Raw genomic sequence first — 19,892 nt, forward strand, 5'->3', positions numbered from 1 at the left:
CTGTATGAGCACCATCATTGAGACACATCATATTTCTAAAATATACCGCATGGGCAGCGAAGTCATCAATGCCCTTCAGGATGTATCTATAACTATAGAAAGAGGAGAATATGTAGCTTTTATGGGGCCATCTGGTTCCGGTAAATCTACGCTCATGAACATTATCGGCTGCCTTGATACGCCGACGGGTGGCACCTACATTCTGAACGGGAACGATGTGAGCAACATGACGGACAACGAACTGGCTGAAGTGCGTAACAAAGAGATCGGTTTCGTGTTCCAGACCTTTAACCTGTTGCCGCGCCAGAGCTCTCTGGAGAACGTAGCGTTGCCGCTGATCTATGCCGGTTACAACAAATCGCAGCGCGAAGAACGGGCCCAGAAAGCGTTGGAAAGCGTAGGGCTTGGCAACCGTGGCAAGCACAAACCAAACGAATTGTCGGGTGGGCAGCGGCAGCGTGTGGCGATAGCCCGTGCTCTGATAAACGACCCAAGTATTATCCTGGCCGATGAGCCGACCGGTAACCTCGATACCAAAACATCTTACGAGATCATGGAACTGTTCGAGAACCTGCACAGCAAAGGCAACACCATTATTATGGTAACCCACGAAGAAGACATTGCCCGATATGCGCACCGCATCGTGCGTTTGCGTGATGGTTTGATAGAGTCGGATACAATAAACGAAGATATTGCTGTTGCAGCAAAACTGCGCGAAGCGCACAACATTAATGAAGATATACACTAAAACAGGCGATAAAGGTACAACAGCGCTTATCGGGGGAACCCGTGTGGCAAAATCACATCTGCGTATCGAAGCTTACGGTACCGTTGATGAACTGAACTCCTATATCGGGCTTGTCCGCGACCAGGAAGTAAACAGATCAAGGGCTGCCATCTTGAAAGAGATACAGGACAGGCTGTTTACCATTGGCTCTATGTTAGCTACCGACCCGGACAAGAACGTGAAAATGGTAACCCCGGACCTGCACACCCAAGATATAACCTTGCTTGAAAGCGAAATTGATGCGATGAGCGAAGATGTGCCGCCTCTGCGTGCTTTTGTGTTGCCGGGCGGTCATCAGTCTGTTTCGTTCTGCCATATAGCGCGTTGCGTGTGCCGACGCGCCGAGCGCCTGGCTATCCGGTTGCAGGAAGAATCTCCGGTTGATGAATTAGTTGTTATTTATTTAAACAGACTTTCGGATTATCTGTTTGCTCTTTGTCGGCGTATGACCCATGAACTGCAGGCCGAAGAAATAACCTGGAAACCTAGAGTCTAAATTTATTAAGTACACTATGTCTACTGATACCTTAACTATAGCTACGCAACCTGTAGCCACGTCCCGTATTTCGGAACTGGATTTTAATAACATCGAATTCGGTAAGATCTTTTCGGACCACATGTTAGTTGCTGATTTTAAAAATGGCGCCTGGCAAAACCCGGAGATCGTGCCTTACGGTAACATGTCACTGAGCCCTGCTACATCGGCCATACATTACGGACAGGCTATTTTTGAAGGTATGAAGGCCTACCGCGGTGTAAATGGCGATATCCTGCTTTTCAGACCGTACGACAACTATAAGCGTTTGAATATTTCGGGTGCGCGCATGTGTATGCCTGAGTTGCCGGAAGATATTTTTATGCAGGGCCTGGAGCAATTATTGCGTCTGGATGCCGCCTGGGTTCCGCCAACGGCAGGCAGTGCTTTGTACATTCGCCCGTTCATTTTTGCTACCGACGATTTTATTGGTGTAAGACCATCATCAAACTATAGGTTCTCCATTTTCTCGTGCCCGGTTGCGTCATACTACAGCGCTCCATTGCGTGTTGCCATCGAAACAAAATACGTACGCTCTGCCGAGGGTGGAGCAGGTTTTGCAAAAGCAGCCGGTAACTATGGCGCTGCCATGTACCCGGCCAAACAAATGCAGGAGAAAGGTTACCAGCAACTTATCTGGACCGACCACAAAGAGCACAAGTATATCGAGGAATCCGGCACTATGAACGTGATGTTTGTGATAGACGGTATGCTGGTGACTCCGGCGGTAAGCTCAACTATACTGTCAGGCATTACCCGCGACAGCGTACTGACGCTTGCCAGAGACATGGGCTACAAAGTGGAAGAGCGTCGTGTTTCTGTAGAGGAGATTGTGGAAGCGCATAAGGCAGGTAAACTGCAGGAAGCATTTGGGACCGGCACAGCCGCAACTATAGCCCAGATCGCAACTATAAACTATAACGGCGAAGACCTTGAACTGCCAGCTATAGAAGGCCGTGAGATTTCGAATAAAGTAGCCGCAGAACTGGATAAGATAAAAACCGGCCAGGCACCGGACCCTTATAACTGGGTACAAAAGATCAGCCTGTAAAAGCTTGAACGAACGATAGATGCTGGAGTATAACCACTAAGGTATATGCTTCAGCATCTTCTTGTTTTAAATAAAGTATAGCCAAGTATAAACTATAAAACGATGACCGCAGAGCAGGTAAAAGATTTAAAGGCGCGCGTAGAAGCCTTGAGGAGGTACCTTTGACTACGATAACAAGAAGAAAGAAGTAGCAACTATAGAGGAGCAGACTACAGCACCCGACTTTTGGGATAACCCTAAAGAAGCGGAAAAAGTGCTGAAAGAAGTGAAAGCTGTTAAGGTCTGGACGGAACATTACGAAGAAGTAGAAAAGAAATACAACGACTTCGAAACGCTGTTCGATTTTTATAAGGAAGGCGACGTTACCGAAGAAGAGATAAACCAGGAAGCCAAAGCAACAACTGAAGCGATAGAAGGACTGGAGTTTAAACGTATGCTCAGTTCCGAAGAAGACCAGCTTAGTGCTATAGTTGAGATTAACCCGGGAGCAGGCGGCACCGAAAGCCAGGACTGGGCCGAGATGCTCATGCGCATGTACATTATGTGGGCAGAATCGCACAACTTCAGCGTGAAGCAGCTTAACTACCAGGCCGGCGACGGCGCGGGCATAAAATCTGCAACCCTGGAAATTACCGGTGACTTTGCCTATGGTTACCTGAAATCTGAGATAGGGGTGCACCGCCTGGTACGTATTTCACCTTTCGATTCGGGTGGTCGCCGCCATACCTCGTTTGCGTCGGTGTATGCTTACCCGGTGGTAGATGATACGATAAATATAGAGGTGAACATGGGCGACATTGAGTGGGATACGTTCCGCTCGGGTGGTGCCGGTGGCCAGAACGTAAACAAAGTAGAGACGGCTGTTCGCTTAAAGCACAAACCAACAGGTATTGTTATTGAGTGCCAGATAGAACGCTCGCAGCTCATGAACAAGGAACACGCCCTGCGCATGCTCCGCTCCAGGTTATATCAGATTGAAGTGGAAAAGCGCAACGAAGAACGCGACCGCATCGAAAGCACCAAAAAGAAGATAGACTTTGGCTCGCAGATCCGGAACTATGTTTTGCACCCATACAAGCTTATAAAAGATGTAAGAACCGGCGTTGAGCGCACCGATGTGCAAAATGTGCTGGATGGCGACCTCGACGAATATATTAAAGCATACCTGATGCAAAACTAACGCATCTTAAACTATAGTTCAGAAGCCGGCATATTTACTAAGGTAAGTGTGCCGGTTTTATTTTTGAATTTACTTAGTCCGCAACTATAGCATAAAGCACCACAACTGAGCCTGATTATATTCAGATATAACAATAGGTGAATTACAGCTAAACATTGATATGGTTCGCTATACTTTGCAGGAAATATTACCGGCTTAAAATCACTTTAGGAATGCCAGTTAAGGGATAACAGGTTAACAAATCTGGCTTTTTAGACTATAAAACTATAGCATAAACCGCTGCAAATTGGCAGTTTGTCTGTTTTAATCTAAAATATGAACTATAATCAAGATAAAATTAGATTATGCTCGTATAATATTTTTAAAACATAGTGCCTTCCCTCTACTTTCGGTGCCGAACCTATAGCGCTACAATATAAATGTAGCTGTCTGTAGCCTCTTTTTCTGTACCTGTTAGCACATGAGCTTCTCTGATAAACGCTTCCTCAGCAATGTGCTGAGCCGGAGTGGTTTAACCTGTGTTGACTGCTTTTCACTCCGTTACTAAAATTACTATGAAGGCAAATGAAAAAACTATTACTACTGAGTCTTGTCATGTTGCTCACCCTATCTCAAGAGGCGTTTGCACAAGGCAGGACGGTTACTGGTACAGTTACTGACCAGTCAACCGGCCAGCCCCTTCCGGGAGTAGCTGTAATAGTACAAGGCACAACAGTTGGTACATCTACTAACGTTGAAGGTGCTTATACTATAAGCGTTCCCGCGGGTGGCACCGCTCTCCAGTTCCGATACATCGGATACGAAACCGTTACAAGAGAAATTGGCAATGCATCAACTATAGATGTGGCCCTTGGCGTTAATACACAGCAACTGCAGGAAGTGGTTGTAACCGCTCTTGGTGTTGAGCGTGAAGAACGCTCTTTGGGCTACTCGGCCAGTACAGTGCAAAGCGAAGAAATAACAAAGGCCAGAGCAACCAGCCCTATGAACTCGTTGCAAGGTAAAGTGGCAGGTGTAAACATTACCACTGCTTCTGGTCAGCCTGGCGCTTCAACCAAGGTTATACTTCGGGGTTATAGTTCTATAGGTGGCGATAACAACCCGCTTTATGTGGTGGATGGTACGCCAATCACGAATGGTTCGGGTAACTATTCTGCTGGTGGCGTAAACCGTACCCAGGACTTTGGTAACCGGGCCAATGATATTAACCCCGACGATATCGCTTCTATAACTATACTTAAAGGAGCTGCAGCTACCTCGCTTTATGGGTCACGGGCAGCAAACGGAGCGATACTCATCACTACTAAGCGAGGCCAGGCTGGCGAAAAACCAAAAATAGAAGTTACCAGTTCGGCCACCTTATCCAGACCACTGTTTTTGCCACAGTTGCAGAACAGGTTCGGACAAGGCTGGAGTGCCACTTTTGCCTTTGAAGAAAACGGTAGCTGGGGCCCTAAATTAGATGGCAGAGAGCGTGTATGGGGTAACGTGGTAAATAACTCACAACAGTTAAAGCCATTTGTAGCCCAGGAAGATAACTTGAAAGATTTCTTTGAAACAGGCCAGGCTTACCTGAATACAGTATCGGTGAGCGGCGGTTCAGAGCAGTCTACTTATTATCTCTCTTATAGCAACGCTACAGAAGATGGTATCATCCCGACAAATGCCGACCACTATGACCGTAATACTGTTGCCTTAAGAGGTTCTACCAAAGGAGAAAAACTATCTGCATCTTCCAGCCTTAACTATGTTCGTAAAGATGCCTCAGTAGTAACTACAGGCCAGGGTGGGGGAGGCACCACACTTTTCCAGGAGATTATCCAGATTCCGCGCGATATCAGTATAGTTGACTTTGAGGACCTGAACAACCCGTTCAATACCAATGATAACTACTTTACGCTTTATGCGCAGAATCCGTACTGGCCACTTAAAATGAATGGCAACGATCTGGAAGAAAACCGCTTCTTCGGTAACATTACATTAGACTATAAGTTGAACAGCTGGTTAACATTATCGGCAAGAGGTGGTGGTGATGTTGCAGCAGGTGTACTAAAAGACTGGATCAGGCCTTATGATTATACCCCAGGCAGCCCGAATGCAACTGCCAGCCCGTCAGAGGGTTTTGTGGCTGAAATAAACACATTAGCTAGGGAGTTGAATTCAGATATTATTGCCTCAACAAACAATGACCTGACAGAGAATATACATTTAAATGCACTGGCTGGTTTTAACGTGAATGAGCGGTATAGTAAGAATAATACAGCTTCTATCACCAACTTAAGTATACCAGACTTTTTTGACTTGTCAAATACTACAGACCCGGTAACTGCAACTACCTTAACACAACAACGCAGGTTAGTTGGGGTATATGGCCAGACAGAATTCTCTTACATGGACTATCTGTTCCTGACCTTAAGTGCGCGAAACGACTGGTCATCTACACTCCCAAAAGATGATAACTCTTTCTTCTATCCGGCAGCCAACGTAGCCTGGGTATTCTCTGATATGTTCAATGACCTGCCATCTGCACTATCCTATGGTAAGATCAGAGCATCATGGGGACAAGCTGGTAATGATGCACCAGTCTATAGTATTGACCCGGTGTTTGTACCCGGTGGTACAGGACTTGGCTTTGGTACTATCAACTTCCCAATTGGAGGTATCAACGCTTTCGAGTTATCAAACCAGATAGGTAACAGACAATTACAACCAGAGATCACTACCGAAATGGAAGTAGGTACAAACCTTGGCTTTTTTGAAAACAGATTGAACGTTGACCTTGCATTCTACAACAGAAAGACTACTGATCAGATTCTGGCAGTTCCGGTAGACCCAACTTCAGGTTTTACCACACAGATACAGAACTTTGGTGAAGTACGAAACAGAGGGGTGGAATTGCTGTTGTCTGGTTCGCCGATACAAGCAGGTGATTTTAGCTGGGATGTGCGCTATAATTTCACAAAAAATGATAACGAAGTTACTGAACTGAAAGAAGGACTTGACGAAGTATTGCTGACTAGTGTTTTCGGTATCAGGTTTGTTGCTGAAAAAGGAGAGCCACTGGGTGTGTTCAGAGGAATAGATTATCAGCGGGACTCACAGGGCCGTATTATTGTTAACCCTGCAACTGGTTATCCTTTGGCTGGCGAAGAAGTTAAGTTTGGTACTGCACAGCCTGATTTTACGATGGGCTTGTATAATACCTTTAACTATAAAGACTTCTCTCTGTCTTTCGGTTTCGACTATAGAAAAGGAGGCTTGTTCTATTCTTATACCCAGCGCCTAACGCAGTTTGTGGGTAACTCTACCAACACCTTGTATAACGACCGACTGCCATTTATTGTACCTAACTCGGTGGTAACAGTAGATGCTGATGAAGATGGAATACCAGATGTGAATGGAGAAGGGGACCTGGTAACTGTGCCTAACACTACACCAATAGAAGCCGATCACGTGGTGGATTACTGGAACCCAAGCAGTAACCCGCCAATAGAACGGGAGCACCTGCGCGAAAGGGATTTCCTGAAAATGCGTGAGCTTACCTTAGGTTACAATCTGCCAACTACATTTATTGAGCGCACACCATTCAGCAATGCCAATATCAGTTTCGTGGCCAGAAACGTGTTCGTCTGGACTCCGGATAACAATAATATCATTGACCCAGAGTCTACCACATTTGGTAATGACCTGCTCAGTGAGTTTGGCGAGTTTGCCGGCGGTCCTACTACACGAAGCTTCGGCTTGAGCCTCAAATTTGGTTTCTAAGAACAGTTAAAATTGAAGAACATGAAAAGAGCAATCAAATATATCGGAGCTATCATGGCAATGCTGTTCGCTACGACCTCCTGCGATGATTTTCTGGATGTGAACACTGATCCGAACAACCCTATCAATGCACCAGTAGAACTGTTATTTCCGGCTGCGGTAATTTCAACGGCTGGTACAGTTGGCGGGCAATATGCTATACTTGGCGGGTTATGGTCACAGTATTATACACAGAACAATGCTTCTAACCAGTACAAGGATATAGATTCTTACAACATTATCTCTACCAATACAACGTTTGCCGGCAGGTATACAGAGTTGTACTCAGGAGCATTAAACGACTATCAGGTAATAAGGGACAGGTCGCGCACAGCAGGTCAGTGGGATGCCTACCTTATGGCTACCGTTATGCAGTCTTATACTTACCAGGTACTTACAGATTTGTATGGAGATATTTCAATTGATGAAGCCCTGCAAGGTAATCAGGGTAACGTTAATCCGGTTTTTAGGCCCGGACCCGAAGTATATGATACCCTAATAGCCAGAATAAACTTTGCACTGGCGCAGGACATTCCTGAAGGGAGCGCCAGCTCAGGCTTAGCAGGCAATGATGTTGTTTTTGGTGGTGATATGGAACAATGGGTGCGTTTTGCAAATACGCTTAAACTTAAAATATTCATTCGCCAGTCAGAAGCACGCCCTGATGTAGCACAGGCCGGTATTGAGGAAATGTATGCTGCCGGAGCAGAGTTTTTAGATGAGCCTGCAAACCTGGATATTTTTGAGGATGTTACTAGCAGAAGGAACCCATTATATGAAATGGATCAAAGTACTGCGCTCAACACGAACCAGAACCTAAAAGCCAGCCTTACCCTTTTTGAGTTCCTGGACCAGAACACAGATCCAAGGCTACAACAACTTTACCGGGAAGCTACAAATGGAGGCTACAAAGGCCAGCAACAAGGTACGTTTAATGCCACTACTGCGCAACTGGACCCCTTATCAGTTTCCAGAGCATTAATAGAGCCTGATGCCCCTGTTTATTTTATATCAAAAGCTGAAAGTTACTTTCTGCAGGCAGAGGCTGCACTTAGAGGCTGGGGTACCGGCGATGCCGCAGCACTTTATAATGCCGGAGTCGACGCTTCCTTTGAACAATTAGGTGTAGAAAGGGGAGGGTTATACCCGTTCCCGGGGGGGGATTCGAAGAACAGTTGGAGGCTGTTATAACACAAAAATGGGTAGCTCTGGCAGGTACTTATCAGGGATTGGAAGCTTATTTCGAACAGCTTAGAACAGGATATCCTGATTTCTTAGATTACCCGGTAGAGGGCGTAACAGGTGGTGTATTTGCAAAACGGCTTCCGTTGCCGAACATCGTGTCGCAACGTAATCCGAACGCACCTCAGACACCTGTAGCTATTACAACGCCAATCTGGTGGGATGTTGATTAATTATTATGATCTAAATCTTAGAAATCATGAAAAAGAATAAGATATTATTTGTGATCGCACTGCTCTTAACCGGATCGTTAATGAGTTGCGAAAAAGATACAGAAGATATATCCAGAATAACATTTTACCCGGATTTTGTGATAGGTGGGGAAGAAGTGATGACACTTGTACAGGGTGAAGAGTTTGTGGACCCAGGTGTAACAGCTTCAGCAAATGAAGTAGAACTTGATGTTACTACCTCGATTGTCGGAAGTCCTTTTATTGTACCCGGACAAACCCAGCCGGAGGATGTTACTTACACAAATTCTCTGGATACGAATGTACCAGGACTGTACATTATTACTTACTCTGCAGTAAATGAAGATGGTTTTACAGGTACTACCCAAAGAGTAGTTGTAGTACTTGATCAACCAGCTGATCCGAACGTTGACTTAACAGGAACTTATAGCAGCACCGCACCTTCACCAAATGCAACTATAACCAAGTTAGCAGATGGTGTTTTCTTTTCTTCTAACGTTTGGGGGGGGGTAGTACGGTTGTTATTCCGGCTTATGTAATTACATCTGATGGAATAAACATCCAAATACCACAGCAGGAAAGTTTAGTTAGAGTCTTTGGTTATGGTACCCGTAATCCACAAACCGGTACTCTTGATCTGAGAGTGTCGAGACCAACATTTGCTAACCCAGATCCATTAATTGATCTTGTGAAGGTATGGACCAAAATCAAATAAAAGAACCTAGTAAGATGATACTTTCTAAGAACTATTAAAAGCGTTTTAAAAAAGAAGATATGAAAAAGATATATACAATCGCGCTACTCCTGACTTTTGGTTTCTTAAGTTCCTGCGAAAGGGATGATCCGGAAATAGAAATGACAGCCATTGGTGATATGGCTGGCGAATGGTATGTAACATATATGGCAGATACAGTAGGATCTGATGGACCTGTTGATTTTGGTGGCGGACATTCGCTTCTACTGACTTATAATACATCTGCCAATACGACCGACTCAATGATAGTAGACGACCTTGAAAATTTCTGGGAGTTTAAAACTATAGTGAATGCGAATAAAGCTGAAAGAACTTTCTCAGCGCCAAACGGTGATAATTTATACTATGACTCTAATGGAGTGATTATTAATAATGGTAAGATCATTATTGGGGGTGGAGAATCCAGAACAGGAGTAAAGACAGACAGCATTTATTTTGAAGTTGCTTTCGGTGACGATCCGGATGGGTTAACCTACATTGTCTCCGGACATCGAAGAACCGGTTTCCTGGAAGATGAATTTTAACAGAAAAGTCTTTCTAAAAGAGGGGGCGTTTTGCCCCTTTTTTTATACTTAATAACTACAGTTTAACCTATGAGAACTATAAAACTTTTACCCGGCTTTATATTGCTAAGTATAGTTTGCACTATAGGCACAGCTTCTGCACAGCGTGGAGAACGGTTAGCTTTGCCACCCGGAGAGTATTTCCATAATCAGCAGTTTGCCATTGTGAACTACGATAACATAAGAGATTTAACCAGTAGAAAAGCAAATGCCGAAGGTACAGTTTACCTATACGATAACTGGATTACCGGAACACTTTACACTTCATCGGGGCATGTGTTGCAGGATGCGTCTTTAAAATACGACATTAAAAACGATGTGATGGAAATTAATACGGCTGATGGTGTTAAAACGCTGTTGGGTAAGTATATCAGGCAATTTGAGCTACAGGAACCTGCACAAAAGGCGTTGTATGTAAGTGGCAGCGACAATGATGTAGCGGCCGGGCTGCATACCGCTTTCTATAAAGTACTTGCAACTTCCCCGGATATAAACCTGCTTATGCGCACAGAGCTACACCTAAAGCGATCAGATTATTCGCCGCAGTTTGATGTGGGCAGCAAAACTGACAAACTGGTAAAAAAAGAAAAGCTATTCCTGGCAAAAGGGAACGACCTTACAGAACTGGAAAAAGATAGTTATCCTGTTTTCGGGGATAAAGCTGATCGGGTAAAGGCGTATGCCAAAGCTAAAAAGCTGAAGCTGAATAAGAAAGAAGATGCCATTGCCATTCTGGAATTCTATAGTTCGTTATAGTCTAAGTTTGTAATTCGAATACAGGTTTTATGATGTTTGCCTTTTGAAAGAAGAAAGCTTTTTTGCATGATAAGCCTGTTGAACTAAGTAGTGTTTTCTGCTTCTATATTAATTCATAGTTTTTACGGGGACAGGGGCTCTCTTAGAAGTTTTATATTGCAGGATGTTGTTGGCTGCGCAGTAGGACTATAGGACAGAATAAATAAAGGCAAAGGCGCTTAACGGGTAAACTATACTTAAATTTCTATAAACGGACCTACCCGGGAAACTATAAACCGGTGCAACTGCTATCCGGCCAGTTATGGCAAGCCTCACACTTTGAATATGGTCGGTAGTTACGGCATAAAAAAGTGCATAATGTTTTCTGCCAACTTTACATATAGTATATGCCGGCCCCTATATTAGGCCTGGTTCTTATTGTATTATAGAGGATTATATAATGCCTGATTTCGGAAAATGCAGTGCACATTATTCCCATGTTATCATCTTATGATCTGCTGCTCTCTACTCTTCTGAAAAAGAAAAGGGACGGGAGGGACCTGGAATCTCTTGGTATACTATATTGTAAGTCCGTAACTCGTACTTAGTGCTTTTAGAACAGGTTAACAGTTTCCTGCCGAGGACTTATCTGCTCACTTAACACTACCAGCGTTGATATCACAAAACTGAACAATCCCAACGAAAGAGCACTCGGCTTTTTTGGGGCATCGGCTGTTTCAAAACGAGCACTTTTTATCAGGCGAGAAGAACTGGGGGTAAGGGTTACGGAATATGTTTTTCCTGACGACTGCCGTGTTCTATCTCAAAGTACTACAGAAGAGCCAGCATTCTGGTAGCCTTATTTTCCTTCTCAATATATTTATCCAAAATGTACTTCAACTATAGTTTATAGCTGAACAAATGGCAACATACTCAAAAGTGCATTACAGCGTAAATCTGATACGAATTGACTGTTAGTATGTTATAACATCGGTTTGGTAGATAAAATTTTGGCGTTCGTCGAAAAAAAATATCTGTCAAACTATTGCTTATCAATTAAAACGTCAATATCATTGATAAAAATTTGGAGCATTATCGCCAGATGAGCAGTAGTGTTATAGAATGTAACGCTCCAGATTCCATCCATTTTTCTAATGATGCATTGGCTGTTGTAAAGCAAGCATCATGCTCTTCATATAGCTTATTGTTTAGCGCTGGCAGTGTGATGTAATGCATCATGTTGCTTACAACTTACACTTTTTTTAGTGCCCTAAAAAGCACTCAGGAATTGTATTGCCTATACTTAAGTGAATTTTTTAAGCTCTTTCTTTTAACCTTTTACCTTAATATTCACCTTAATTCAAACAGCTAAATGAGAAAACTATTACTCATGAGTTTTGTTTTGACGCTCACACTGCTAAACCAGGCAGTTGCGCAAAGCAGGACTGTATCTGGGACAGTTACTGACCAGACTAACTCACTCGGACTGCCAGGTGTGGCAGTTATTGTTAAAGGTACATCTATTGGTACTGCTACAGGTGCGGACGGGAAGTACACAATCAGTGTACCTGATAATGCAACTACTTTAGTTTTCAGATTTTTAGGCTACACTACAGTAGAACGTGCTGTAGGTAACGCCACTTCAGTGAATGTTACCTTAGCACCAGATGCTACTATACTTAATGAAGTGGTAGTAACAGCACTAGGTATCCAGAGAGATAAAAAGGACCTTGGTTATTCTGTAGGTACTGTAAACGCCGAAGAGTTAACCGTAGGCCGTCCGACCAACGTGGTAAACGCTTTATCTGGTAAAGTTGCAGGTGTAAGGGTTTCCAGCGCCAGTGGTATGGTTGGTTCTTCATCGGGGGTATTTATTCGTGGTAACACTACTTTTACAGGTAGCAACCAGCCTCTGTTTGTAGTAGATGGCGTTCCGATCGATAACGGTGGCGGCGGTAATGCACTGCAGACCGGTGTTTCCAACTCTAACCGTGCCATTGACCTTAACCAGGATGATATCGAATCTATCAACATTCTGAAAGGACCTGCTGCTGCTGCGCTTTACGGCTCACGCGCAGCTTCCGGAGCAATCATCATTACTACTAAAAAAGGTAAAGCTGGCCAGAAAAATCGTGTTGAGTTCAACTCATCTTACAACATCGTTGAAGTGAACAGATTCCCGGACTGGCAGAACGAATATGCACAGGGTGCAGGCGACTATCGTCCTACGTTAGCAGATGGTAGCCCAAACCCGAACTTTATGAAATCTGAGTTTAAACCATCCAGTAACGTATCATGGGGCCCGCGTATCGAAGGTCAAACAGTTAAAAACTTCTTAGGGGAGGACGAGAAACTGCAAGCTTACCCGGATAACATCAAAGATATCTTTAAAAAGGGCAGCAACCGCCAGAACACTATCAGTTTCAGTGGCGCCGGCGAGAACTCAGCCTACCGTTTATCCTATGGTAATACCGCTGAAAGAGGTATACTGGATAATAACGAGCTTGATAGAAATAACATCACGTTCAATGGTTCTACTACCATCACGCCAAAGCTTACTTCAGGTATTAACGTACAGTACATCAACAGTAACTCTGAGCGTACGCAGGTTGGTAACCAGTTATCTAACCCATTCTTCAGAGGCTGGTTTATACCGCGCAATATTAACCTTTCCGGTATACCTTACGAGGATGCAGCAGGCAATCAGGTATATTTCGATGCAGTAGATAACCCTTACTGGACTATTGCCAACAACACTTATGAAGATGAAGTAAACCGCATCATTGGTAACGTTAACTTCGGTTATGATATACTTCCGTGGTTAAGCGCCAACTATAAACTTGGTGTTGATACTTATAATTTCGTAGCAAAAGGGTATGACCAGATCGGTGCCAAAGGTGCTGCCAACACAAGTGCTGCTGGTACGGGTGGTATTTACGACCAGAGCTTCTTAAGCCGCAACATCAACTCAAACTTTATCTTATCGGGTAACCATAAAATATCCAGCGATATTGACCTGAGCTTTAACGTGGGTAACGAGATCGTTCAGAGCTCGAGCAAAGACGTAACTGTAGTTGGTAAGACATTAGGTATCAGAGACCTGAAGAATATCTCTAACGCTTCTAACATTACGTCAAGCGCAAACAGCAGCTTAAGAAGACTGGTAGGTGTTTTTGCTGATGTAACTGTAGGCTATAAAGAGTTTGTAACGTTAAACCTGACAGGCAGAAATGATTTCTCTTCTACTTTCGGTGAAAGCGAAAATTCTTACTTCTATCCATCAGTTGCAGTTAGCTTTATCCCGACAGAGGCCTTCCCGTCATTAAAGAACAATGTAATTGAGTTTGCAAAGGTAACAGCCAATTATGCTAAAGTGGGTAAAGAGGCCCCTACCTATGCAACCAACACTTACTTTGTGCTGGCTGGTGCTTCGGATGGTTTTGGACCTGCAATTACCTTTCCATATAGCGGACTTGGTGGCAGAACCCTGAGCAACGTAGCTGGTGATGAGAACCTGAGACCAGAGTTTACAACCTCGCAGGAAGTTGGTATGGAGATGAAGTTCTTCAAGAACAGATTCGGCTTTGAAGCAAACCTATACGAGACAAACTCTGAAGACCTGATCTTCTCGGTTCCTATTGCAAGCTCGTCAGGGTATACAAGCCAGACTAAAAACGCAGGTGCTCTACGTAACAGAGGTATTGAATTCCTGTTGAACGTAAACCCGGTCATGTCTACAGACTTCAACTGGAACATCAGCTTTAACTTTAACCAGAACAAGTCAGAAGTAATATCATTAGCTGATAATGTACCAAACATTATTCTTGCAGGTTTTACTACGCCTAACATTCGTCTAGAAAAAGGTCAGCCTTACGGCGTAATGTACGGTTCTGTATTCGAGCGTAACGATAAAGGCGAGATGATCATCAGTGCAGAAACTGGTTTGCCTAAAGTAGCTGCCAACTCTGCCAAGATCGGTGATACAAACCCTGACTGGACGGGCGGTGTGATGAACAACCTTAACTATAAAGGCTTAAACCTGAACTTCTTAATTGATGTGAGAAAAGGTGGAGATGTTTACTCGAGAAACCTTGGTGACCTTATCAGAAGTGGCTCTGTAGCAGAAACAGCAGAATTCCCACGCTTTAACCCGGACGGTACTATAACAACCCCTTACCTGTTCGAAGGTGTTACCGCAAACGGTACTGCTAATACAAAACGTGTATCTGCTGAGCAATACTATACTACGCTGCATACTGCAGGCGAGAGTTATGTATACGATGCTACCTGGGTGCGTTTAAGAGAAGCTTCTATCAGTTATACACTGCCTAAGAGCCTGACTGAAAAATCTCCTTTCGGAAGATTAGAGATAGGTATGAACGGTAGAAACCTGATGATGTGGGCTCCAAACTTCCCTCACCTGGACCCTGAGAACAACACCCTGGGTGTAAGCAATGCACAAGGTTTTGAATTTAACGGCCTGCCGCAGACAAGATCTTACGGTGCATTTTTAAGAGTAACGCTTTAATATTAAAAATTTAAAGAGATGAAGAAATTTAAATATATAACAGCAGGCCTGGCAGCAACCTTAATGCTGTCGTTCACCTCCTGCGACGAGTTCCTGGATGTTAACACGAACCCTAACAGCCCTACTGCAGCTCCGATCGCTCAGGTGCTTACCAACGTAACTGTGAATACAGGTTTCAGAAATGGTAGCGACCTGCACCGTTTCACGTCCCTGATCATGCAGCAGTTTTCAGGTCAGGCGGGAACCACGATCCAGACAAGAGAGTATCAGCGGTACCTTATTCAGCCATCTGACCTGAATAACATGTACAACTCTTTTTATGCAACTGCTCTACCTGATATCGATTATATCATTAAAAACAGCGCAAACAGCCCGCATTACTCCGGAGTTGCTAAAATACTGAAAGGGTACACGTACTCTCAGGTGGTTGATATATGGGGTGATGTGCCATTTACGGAAGCTTTACAGGGTACCGCTAATATTGCTCCGAAACTTACGGATGATGAGCTGATCTATGATGAGCTTTTCAATATAATTAATGAAGGTATAGCAGAAGTAAAATCTCCTACATCGGCTATTTCGCCGGGAAGCAACGAGACCATTTATGCCGGAGACCGCCAGAAATGGGAGAAATTTGCAAACACCCTGAAACTGCGCATGCTGCTGCATTACAGCGAAATCGATCCGACATTTGCAAAGTCTCAAATGGATGCCCTTATTGCCAGCGGGGCACCATTCATGGCTTCTAATGCAGATAACTTCCAGATGAGCTTTGGAACTGCAACATCTGCACAGAACCCGATCCATCAGTTTGAGGTTGCACGTTTAAACTATACTTTCCCGAATAAGTACCTGGTTGATCTGATGAACGCTAAGTTAGATCCGCGCAGACCAGCTTATTTCACTGACTTCCCTTTTGGTTCAGGTCAGTATGTAGGTGCTGCTGCCGGTGATCCGGAATCAATCAATTACTCCAGGCTGCATACCTACCTTCGTGGTAGTCTGAGAGATGTTTTAACACCAAATGCTGCTGGTGCTATAGTTGCCAACACAAAAAACAATGATGCTTACTCAGGATCTGCTCCTATCCGTATGCTAACTTTTGCTGAGTATAACTTCATCAGAGCTGAACATGCGTTGCGTTTTGGTGGCGGTGCAGCTGCAGCTGAGCCATTCTACAAAGCGGGTATAGAGGCATCAATGACTGCAGCAGGAGTATCTGCTACTGATAAGGCTGCTTATCTATTGCTTCAGGGCACGCTGACTGGCACACCTGAAGAAATGCTGAGCCAGATCATCACTCAAAAGTATATCGCTAACTACGGCGTTGCCTTGGAGCCATGGACAGACTGGAGAAGAACAGGTTACCCTGCCATTACTCCGGTACCAACCAACATTGCTGTAATCGACTATATACCAAGAAGCCTTTACTACCCAGAAGCAGAAACAAACACTAACCCGAATGTAAAGCAGAAGCCAGGTATGAATGTTAGAATATTCTGGGATGAGAATTAGAATTATGTATTTTAGATAAGTTTGTTTTAAAAGCCCGTTGCACTTGTAGCGGGCTTTTTTATGCGCCTTACTTTGGATAATTATAGCAATGAGCGTGGAGCTTTTTTTAGTAGTTTTGTGTTTCAGGCAAGTATAACAGGCGCATAGTTATAGGTTATGTTACTCTCAACATTTAGCGGTACAGTTCTGGAAGCTGGTATAGATGAAGCAGGGCGTGGCTGTTTGGCCGGGCCTGTAGTTGCAGCGGCGGTTATTCTGCCCCCTGGCTATAAGCACCAGTTACTCAACGACTCCAAGCAGCTAAATAAAAAGCAGCGCGAACTCCTGCGCAAAGATGTGTTGCAGGATGCTGTGGCCTGGGCAGTAGGAGAGGCCTCGCCGACTGAAATTGATGAGATAAATATACTGCAGGCAACATACCTGGCCATGCACCGGGCTATAGCTGCCCTTACCCACACAGCAGAATACCTTATAGTTGATGGGAACCGCTTTAAACCATATGGCGCTGTGCCGCATAGTTGTATCGTGAAAGGAGACGGAAAGTATTTGTCTATCGCGGCGGCATCGGTGCTGGCTAAAACAAACCGCGATGACCTGATGGAGCAGTTGGCCGTAGAATTTAGCGAGTATGGCTGGGAACGGAATGCAGGCTACCCTACAGCAGAGCATCGCCGTGCCATCGCAACATACGGGCCCACTCACCACCACCGTCATTCTTTTACCCTGCTGCCTGAACCGCTGAGCGCGGTTTAAGCAGATGGTAACTATAGTTTGGCGTTATTTAAGCTTGATCAGATCCAGGAAAAGACTAAAGCTATCCAACGACGATAAGTTATTGTCGAAGTTCTCGAACGACAAAGGCTTTAGGATATAACCGGATACCTGTAACTTTTGAGCGGCCATACGGTCTGTTTCTTCATTAGACGTGGTCATAATAAAAACAGGAATATGACTGAATTCAGGATCATGACGCAACTCTGTTAAGAACTCCATGCCGTTCATCTTCGGCATATTTATATCCAGCAGTATAACTTTAGGTGCAGGGGTAATTCTAGGCACGCCTTCTCCACGCAGCATTTTCAGAGCCTCGCGGCCATTGCGCGCTACGTGCAGCGGTTGTGTTAATCCAATCTTTTTAAGCTCTCGCTCTACATTCATAATATCCAGATAGTCATCTTCAACTAAAAGGATATTTAATATTTTTTCACTCATTATTTAAAAATGTAAATAGGGTGCTCAATTACAAAAGTAGGAAATCCCGGGCTTAACTTCTATTTTTTAGGCCAAGTAAATGTAAAAGTTGAACCATGGTCCGGTTCAGAGTCAATCCGGATGGTGCCTCCCTGCCACTCCACAATCTTCTTAACGATGGCCAGGCCCACTCCAGTACTTTCCACAGCATCTCTTTCCTGTAAAGTCTGGAAAATTACAAAAATGCGCTCATGGTAGTCTTTATCTATGCCAGGGCCATTGTCGGTAACGGAGAACGTATAAAACTCATCGCCCTCCTGGCAACCTATAGTTATGCTGCCTTGCTCTTTGTCGTTATACTTTGCAGCATTACTGATCAGGTTCGAGAAAACCTGTTGTAACTGTACGCGCGCCGTATACAAAACAGGCAGATTATCAGGTATGGTTACTTTAAAATTATCAGGTAAAGAGAGCAGATCTATAGTTTCCTGCAACAGTTCGTAAACCACTACTTTTTCCTCGATCAGGGTTGTACGGCCAATTCGCGCAAGGGCCAGTATACCATTAATTAAGTTTTCCATGCGGTGCACCCTGGCCCGCATCATTACCAGGTACTCTTTTACATTGTCAGGCAGGCTACGCCCCATGTCTTCCTCTACCCATCTCGACGCTACTTCTATGCCACGCAAGGGTGCTTTCAGGTCATGCGATACCACATAGGCAAACTGGTCCAGTTCTTTGTTTTTCCTGTCCAGTTCCGAGAATGTCTCGTCAATAGTGGCAGCCATCATATTAAGGGAGCGCGAGAGCATACTTAGCTCATCATTGGCTGTATCAATTATCTGCGTTTTATATTCTCCCTTCGAGATCTTATCGGCCAGGTTTACCATTATCATGATACGGCCTGTAATAAGGCGGGTAATATAGTACGCCCAGCTTAAGCCCAGCACTACAGAGATTATAGTTAGTATAGTTGATACCTGGCGGGTGTTCTCAATGCTGCTGTTAAGGCGGGTAAGCCGGTCTGCGCGCACTCTGTATTCGTAGGCATTAAAATCCCTGAAGGCAACACGTAGTGAGTCCATCAAGGTTTTTTCTCCCATCAGCAGGGTCTCTACATTTGCAGTTATATCTGTTAGGGTACTATCGGCCAGGTCTGCCCTTGTAATTTTAATCAGTGGCTCAGCATAATTTATTTCCCAGCGCTTCTGCATGCCTGTAATATGCTTCAGCTTCTGTCTTTGCTCTTTTGTATAGGTTGTGTATTCCGATAAACCTTTAAAAAGAGCCGGCATTTGTTCTTTTGCCTGGGTGTAAGGGATCAGGAAAGTTTCGTTACCGTTCAGCAGAAAGCCCCTGATACCGGTTTCCATATCAATAATGTTACGTTGCAGGGATGCTGAATTACGCACCACCTCCTGTGAGCGTGTTACCCAGTCTGAGTTCGCATTTACATCTTCCGAGAGCCGGAAGTTAACTATAGCCACAGCTGTGAACAGTGCCGAGATTAGCAGGAATCCGACAAACAGCTTTACAGATAATTTCATGTAAGAGATTTACTTTCTGCGTTATATCTGGTAATCAACAGAATAGCAGCCCAAAAAGGGTGCGGAAAAGGCTGTTGAACAAATATAAGAATTATAGGATAAAGTTTTCGGTGACCTTACGGCCCTGGGGGTATGCAGAAAGTTGTAATTTATGATATAGGTGCGGGTAGAAATGCATGATCTTGTTTGGTTTGGCTAAAAACAGTGTCCGTTATGTACGTTGCTATAGTCTTGGGGTTACAGTTATAGTTAAAATAAATTGCATTCTT

15 protein-coding genes are annotated in these 19,892 nt (G+C 44.2%); 13 read left to right on the plus strand and 2 right to left on the minus strand.

Annotated features, from left to right (window positions below):
* The first annotated feature begins 4 nt into the window (after positions 1-4).
* The 13 genes from GSQ66_RS17445 to GSQ66_RS17505 all read left to right on the plus strand — a co-directional run bounded on the left by GSQ66_RS17445 (position 5) and on the right by GSQ66_RS17505 (position 17,638).
* Positions 5-748 carry an ABC transporter ATP-binding protein gene (locus tag GSQ66_RS17445; protein ID WP_162428627.1) on the plus strand — a complete coding sequence of 248 codons (744 nt, stop codon included), beginning with the start codon at positions 5-7 and terminating at the stop codon, positions 746-748.
* Positions 732-1,283: a cob(I)yrinic acid a,c-diamide adenosyltransferase gene (locus GSQ66_RS17450; RefSeq protein ID WP_162428628.1), complete on the plus strand. Its 552-nt coding sequence runs from the start codon at positions 732-734 to the stop codon at positions 1,281-1,283. Before GSQ66_RS17445 ends, GSQ66_RS17450 begins: the two co-directional genes overlap by 17 nt.
* 16 nt (positions 1,284-1,299) lie before the next feature.
* Entirely contained in the window at positions 1,300-2,373 is a 1,074-nt protein-coding gene (locus GSQ66_RS17455; protein WP_162428629.1) for a branched-chain amino acid aminotransferase, read from the plus strand.
* A 102-nt stretch (positions 2,374-2,475) separates the two neighbouring features.
* Positions 2,476-3,553 (plus strand): peptide chain release factor 2 gene (gene prfB / locus GSQ66_RS17460; protein WP_162428630.1). Its coding sequence is split into 2 segments (ribosomal slippage): positions 2,476-2,526 and positions 2,528-3,553, totalling 1,077 coding nucleotides; the frame shifts between segments, so codons are not numbered across the junction.
* Positions 3,554-4,117: 564 nt separating this feature from the next.
* Positions 4,118-7,318, plus strand: a complete 3,201-nt coding sequence (locus GSQ66_RS17465) for a SusC/RagA family TonB-linked outer membrane protein (RefSeq protein WP_162428631.1) — start codon at positions 4,118-4,120, stop codon at positions 7,316-7,318.
* Positions 7,319-7,339: 21 nt separating this feature from the next.
* Complete coding sequence (locus GSQ66_RS17470; RefSeq protein WP_162428632.1) at positions 7,340-8,548, plus strand: SusD/RagB family nutrient-binding outer membrane lipoprotein; 1,209 nt, start codon at positions 7,340-7,342, stop codon at positions 8,546-8,548.
* Positions 8,533-8,772: a SusD/RagB family nutrient-binding outer membrane lipoprotein gene (locus GSQ66_RS19100; protein ID WP_162428633.1), complete on the plus strand. Its 240-nt coding sequence runs from the start codon at positions 8,533-8,535 to the stop codon at positions 8,770-8,772. Before GSQ66_RS17470 ends, GSQ66_RS19100 begins: the two co-directional genes overlap by 16 nt.
* Positions 8,773-8,798: 26 nt before the next feature.
* On the plus strand, positions 8,799-9,329 hold the full coding sequence (locus tag GSQ66_RS17480) for an immunoglobulin-like domain-containing protein (protein WP_162428634.1): 531 nt from the start codon (positions 8,799-8,801) through the stop codon (positions 9,327-9,329).
* A gap of 235 nt (positions 9,330-9,564) precedes the next feature.
* Positions 9,565-10,068 (plus strand): lipid-binding protein, encoded by a 504-nt coding sequence (locus GSQ66_RS17485; protein WP_162428635.1) that lies wholly within the window; start codon positions 9,565-9,567, stop codon positions 10,066-10,068.
* A gap of 69 nt (positions 10,069-10,137) precedes the next feature.
* Complete coding sequence (locus GSQ66_RS17490) at positions 10,138-10,863, plus strand: hypothetical protein (protein ID WP_162428636.1); 726 nt, start codon at positions 10,138-10,140, stop codon at positions 10,861-10,863.
* 1,369 nt (positions 10,864-12,232) lie between these two features.
* Positions 12,233-15,370 carry a SusC/RagA family TonB-linked outer membrane protein gene (locus GSQ66_RS17495; protein ID WP_162428637.1) on the plus strand — a complete coding sequence of 1,046 codons (3,138 nt, stop codon included), beginning with the start codon at positions 12,233-12,235 and terminating at the stop codon, positions 15,368-15,370.
* An 18-nt stretch (positions 15,371-15,388) separates the two neighbouring features.
* Positions 15,389-16,885, plus strand: coding sequence for a SusD/RagB family nutrient-binding outer membrane lipoprotein (locus GSQ66_RS17500; protein WP_162428638.1), 1,497 nt, complete (start codon positions 15,389-15,391; stop codon positions 16,883-16,885).
* A 156-nt stretch (positions 16,886-17,041) separates the two neighbouring features.
* Positions 17,042-17,638 carry a ribonuclease HII gene (locus tag GSQ66_RS17505; RefSeq protein ID WP_162428639.1) on the plus strand — a complete coding sequence of 199 codons (597 nt, stop codon included), beginning with the start codon at positions 17,042-17,044 and terminating at the stop codon, positions 17,636-17,638.
* Positions 17,639-17,662: 24 nt separating this feature from the next.
* On the opposite strand, the gene GSQ66_RS17510 is transcribed toward GSQ66_RS17505, so the two are convergent.
* On the minus strand, positions 17,663-18,097 hold the full coding sequence (locus GSQ66_RS17510; RefSeq protein ID WP_162428640.1) for a response regulator: 435 nt from the start codon (positions 18,095-18,097) through the stop codon (positions 17,663-17,665).
* A gap of 59 nt (positions 18,098-18,156) precedes the next feature.
* The gene (locus GSQ66_RS17515) at positions 18,157-19,623 is read right to left on the minus strand and encodes an ATP-binding protein (RefSeq protein WP_162428641.1); all 1,467 of its coding nucleotides are present in this window, start codon (positions 19,621-19,623) and stop codon (positions 18,157-18,159) included.
* Between the last annotated feature and the right edge of the window lie 269 nt (positions 19,624-19,892).

This window comes from Pontibacter pudoricolor (assembly GCF_010092985.1).
In the GTDB taxonomy this organism is placed as follows: domain Bacteria; phylum Bacteroidota; class Bacteroidia; order Cytophagales; family Hymenobacteraceae; genus Pontibacter; species Pontibacter pudoricolor.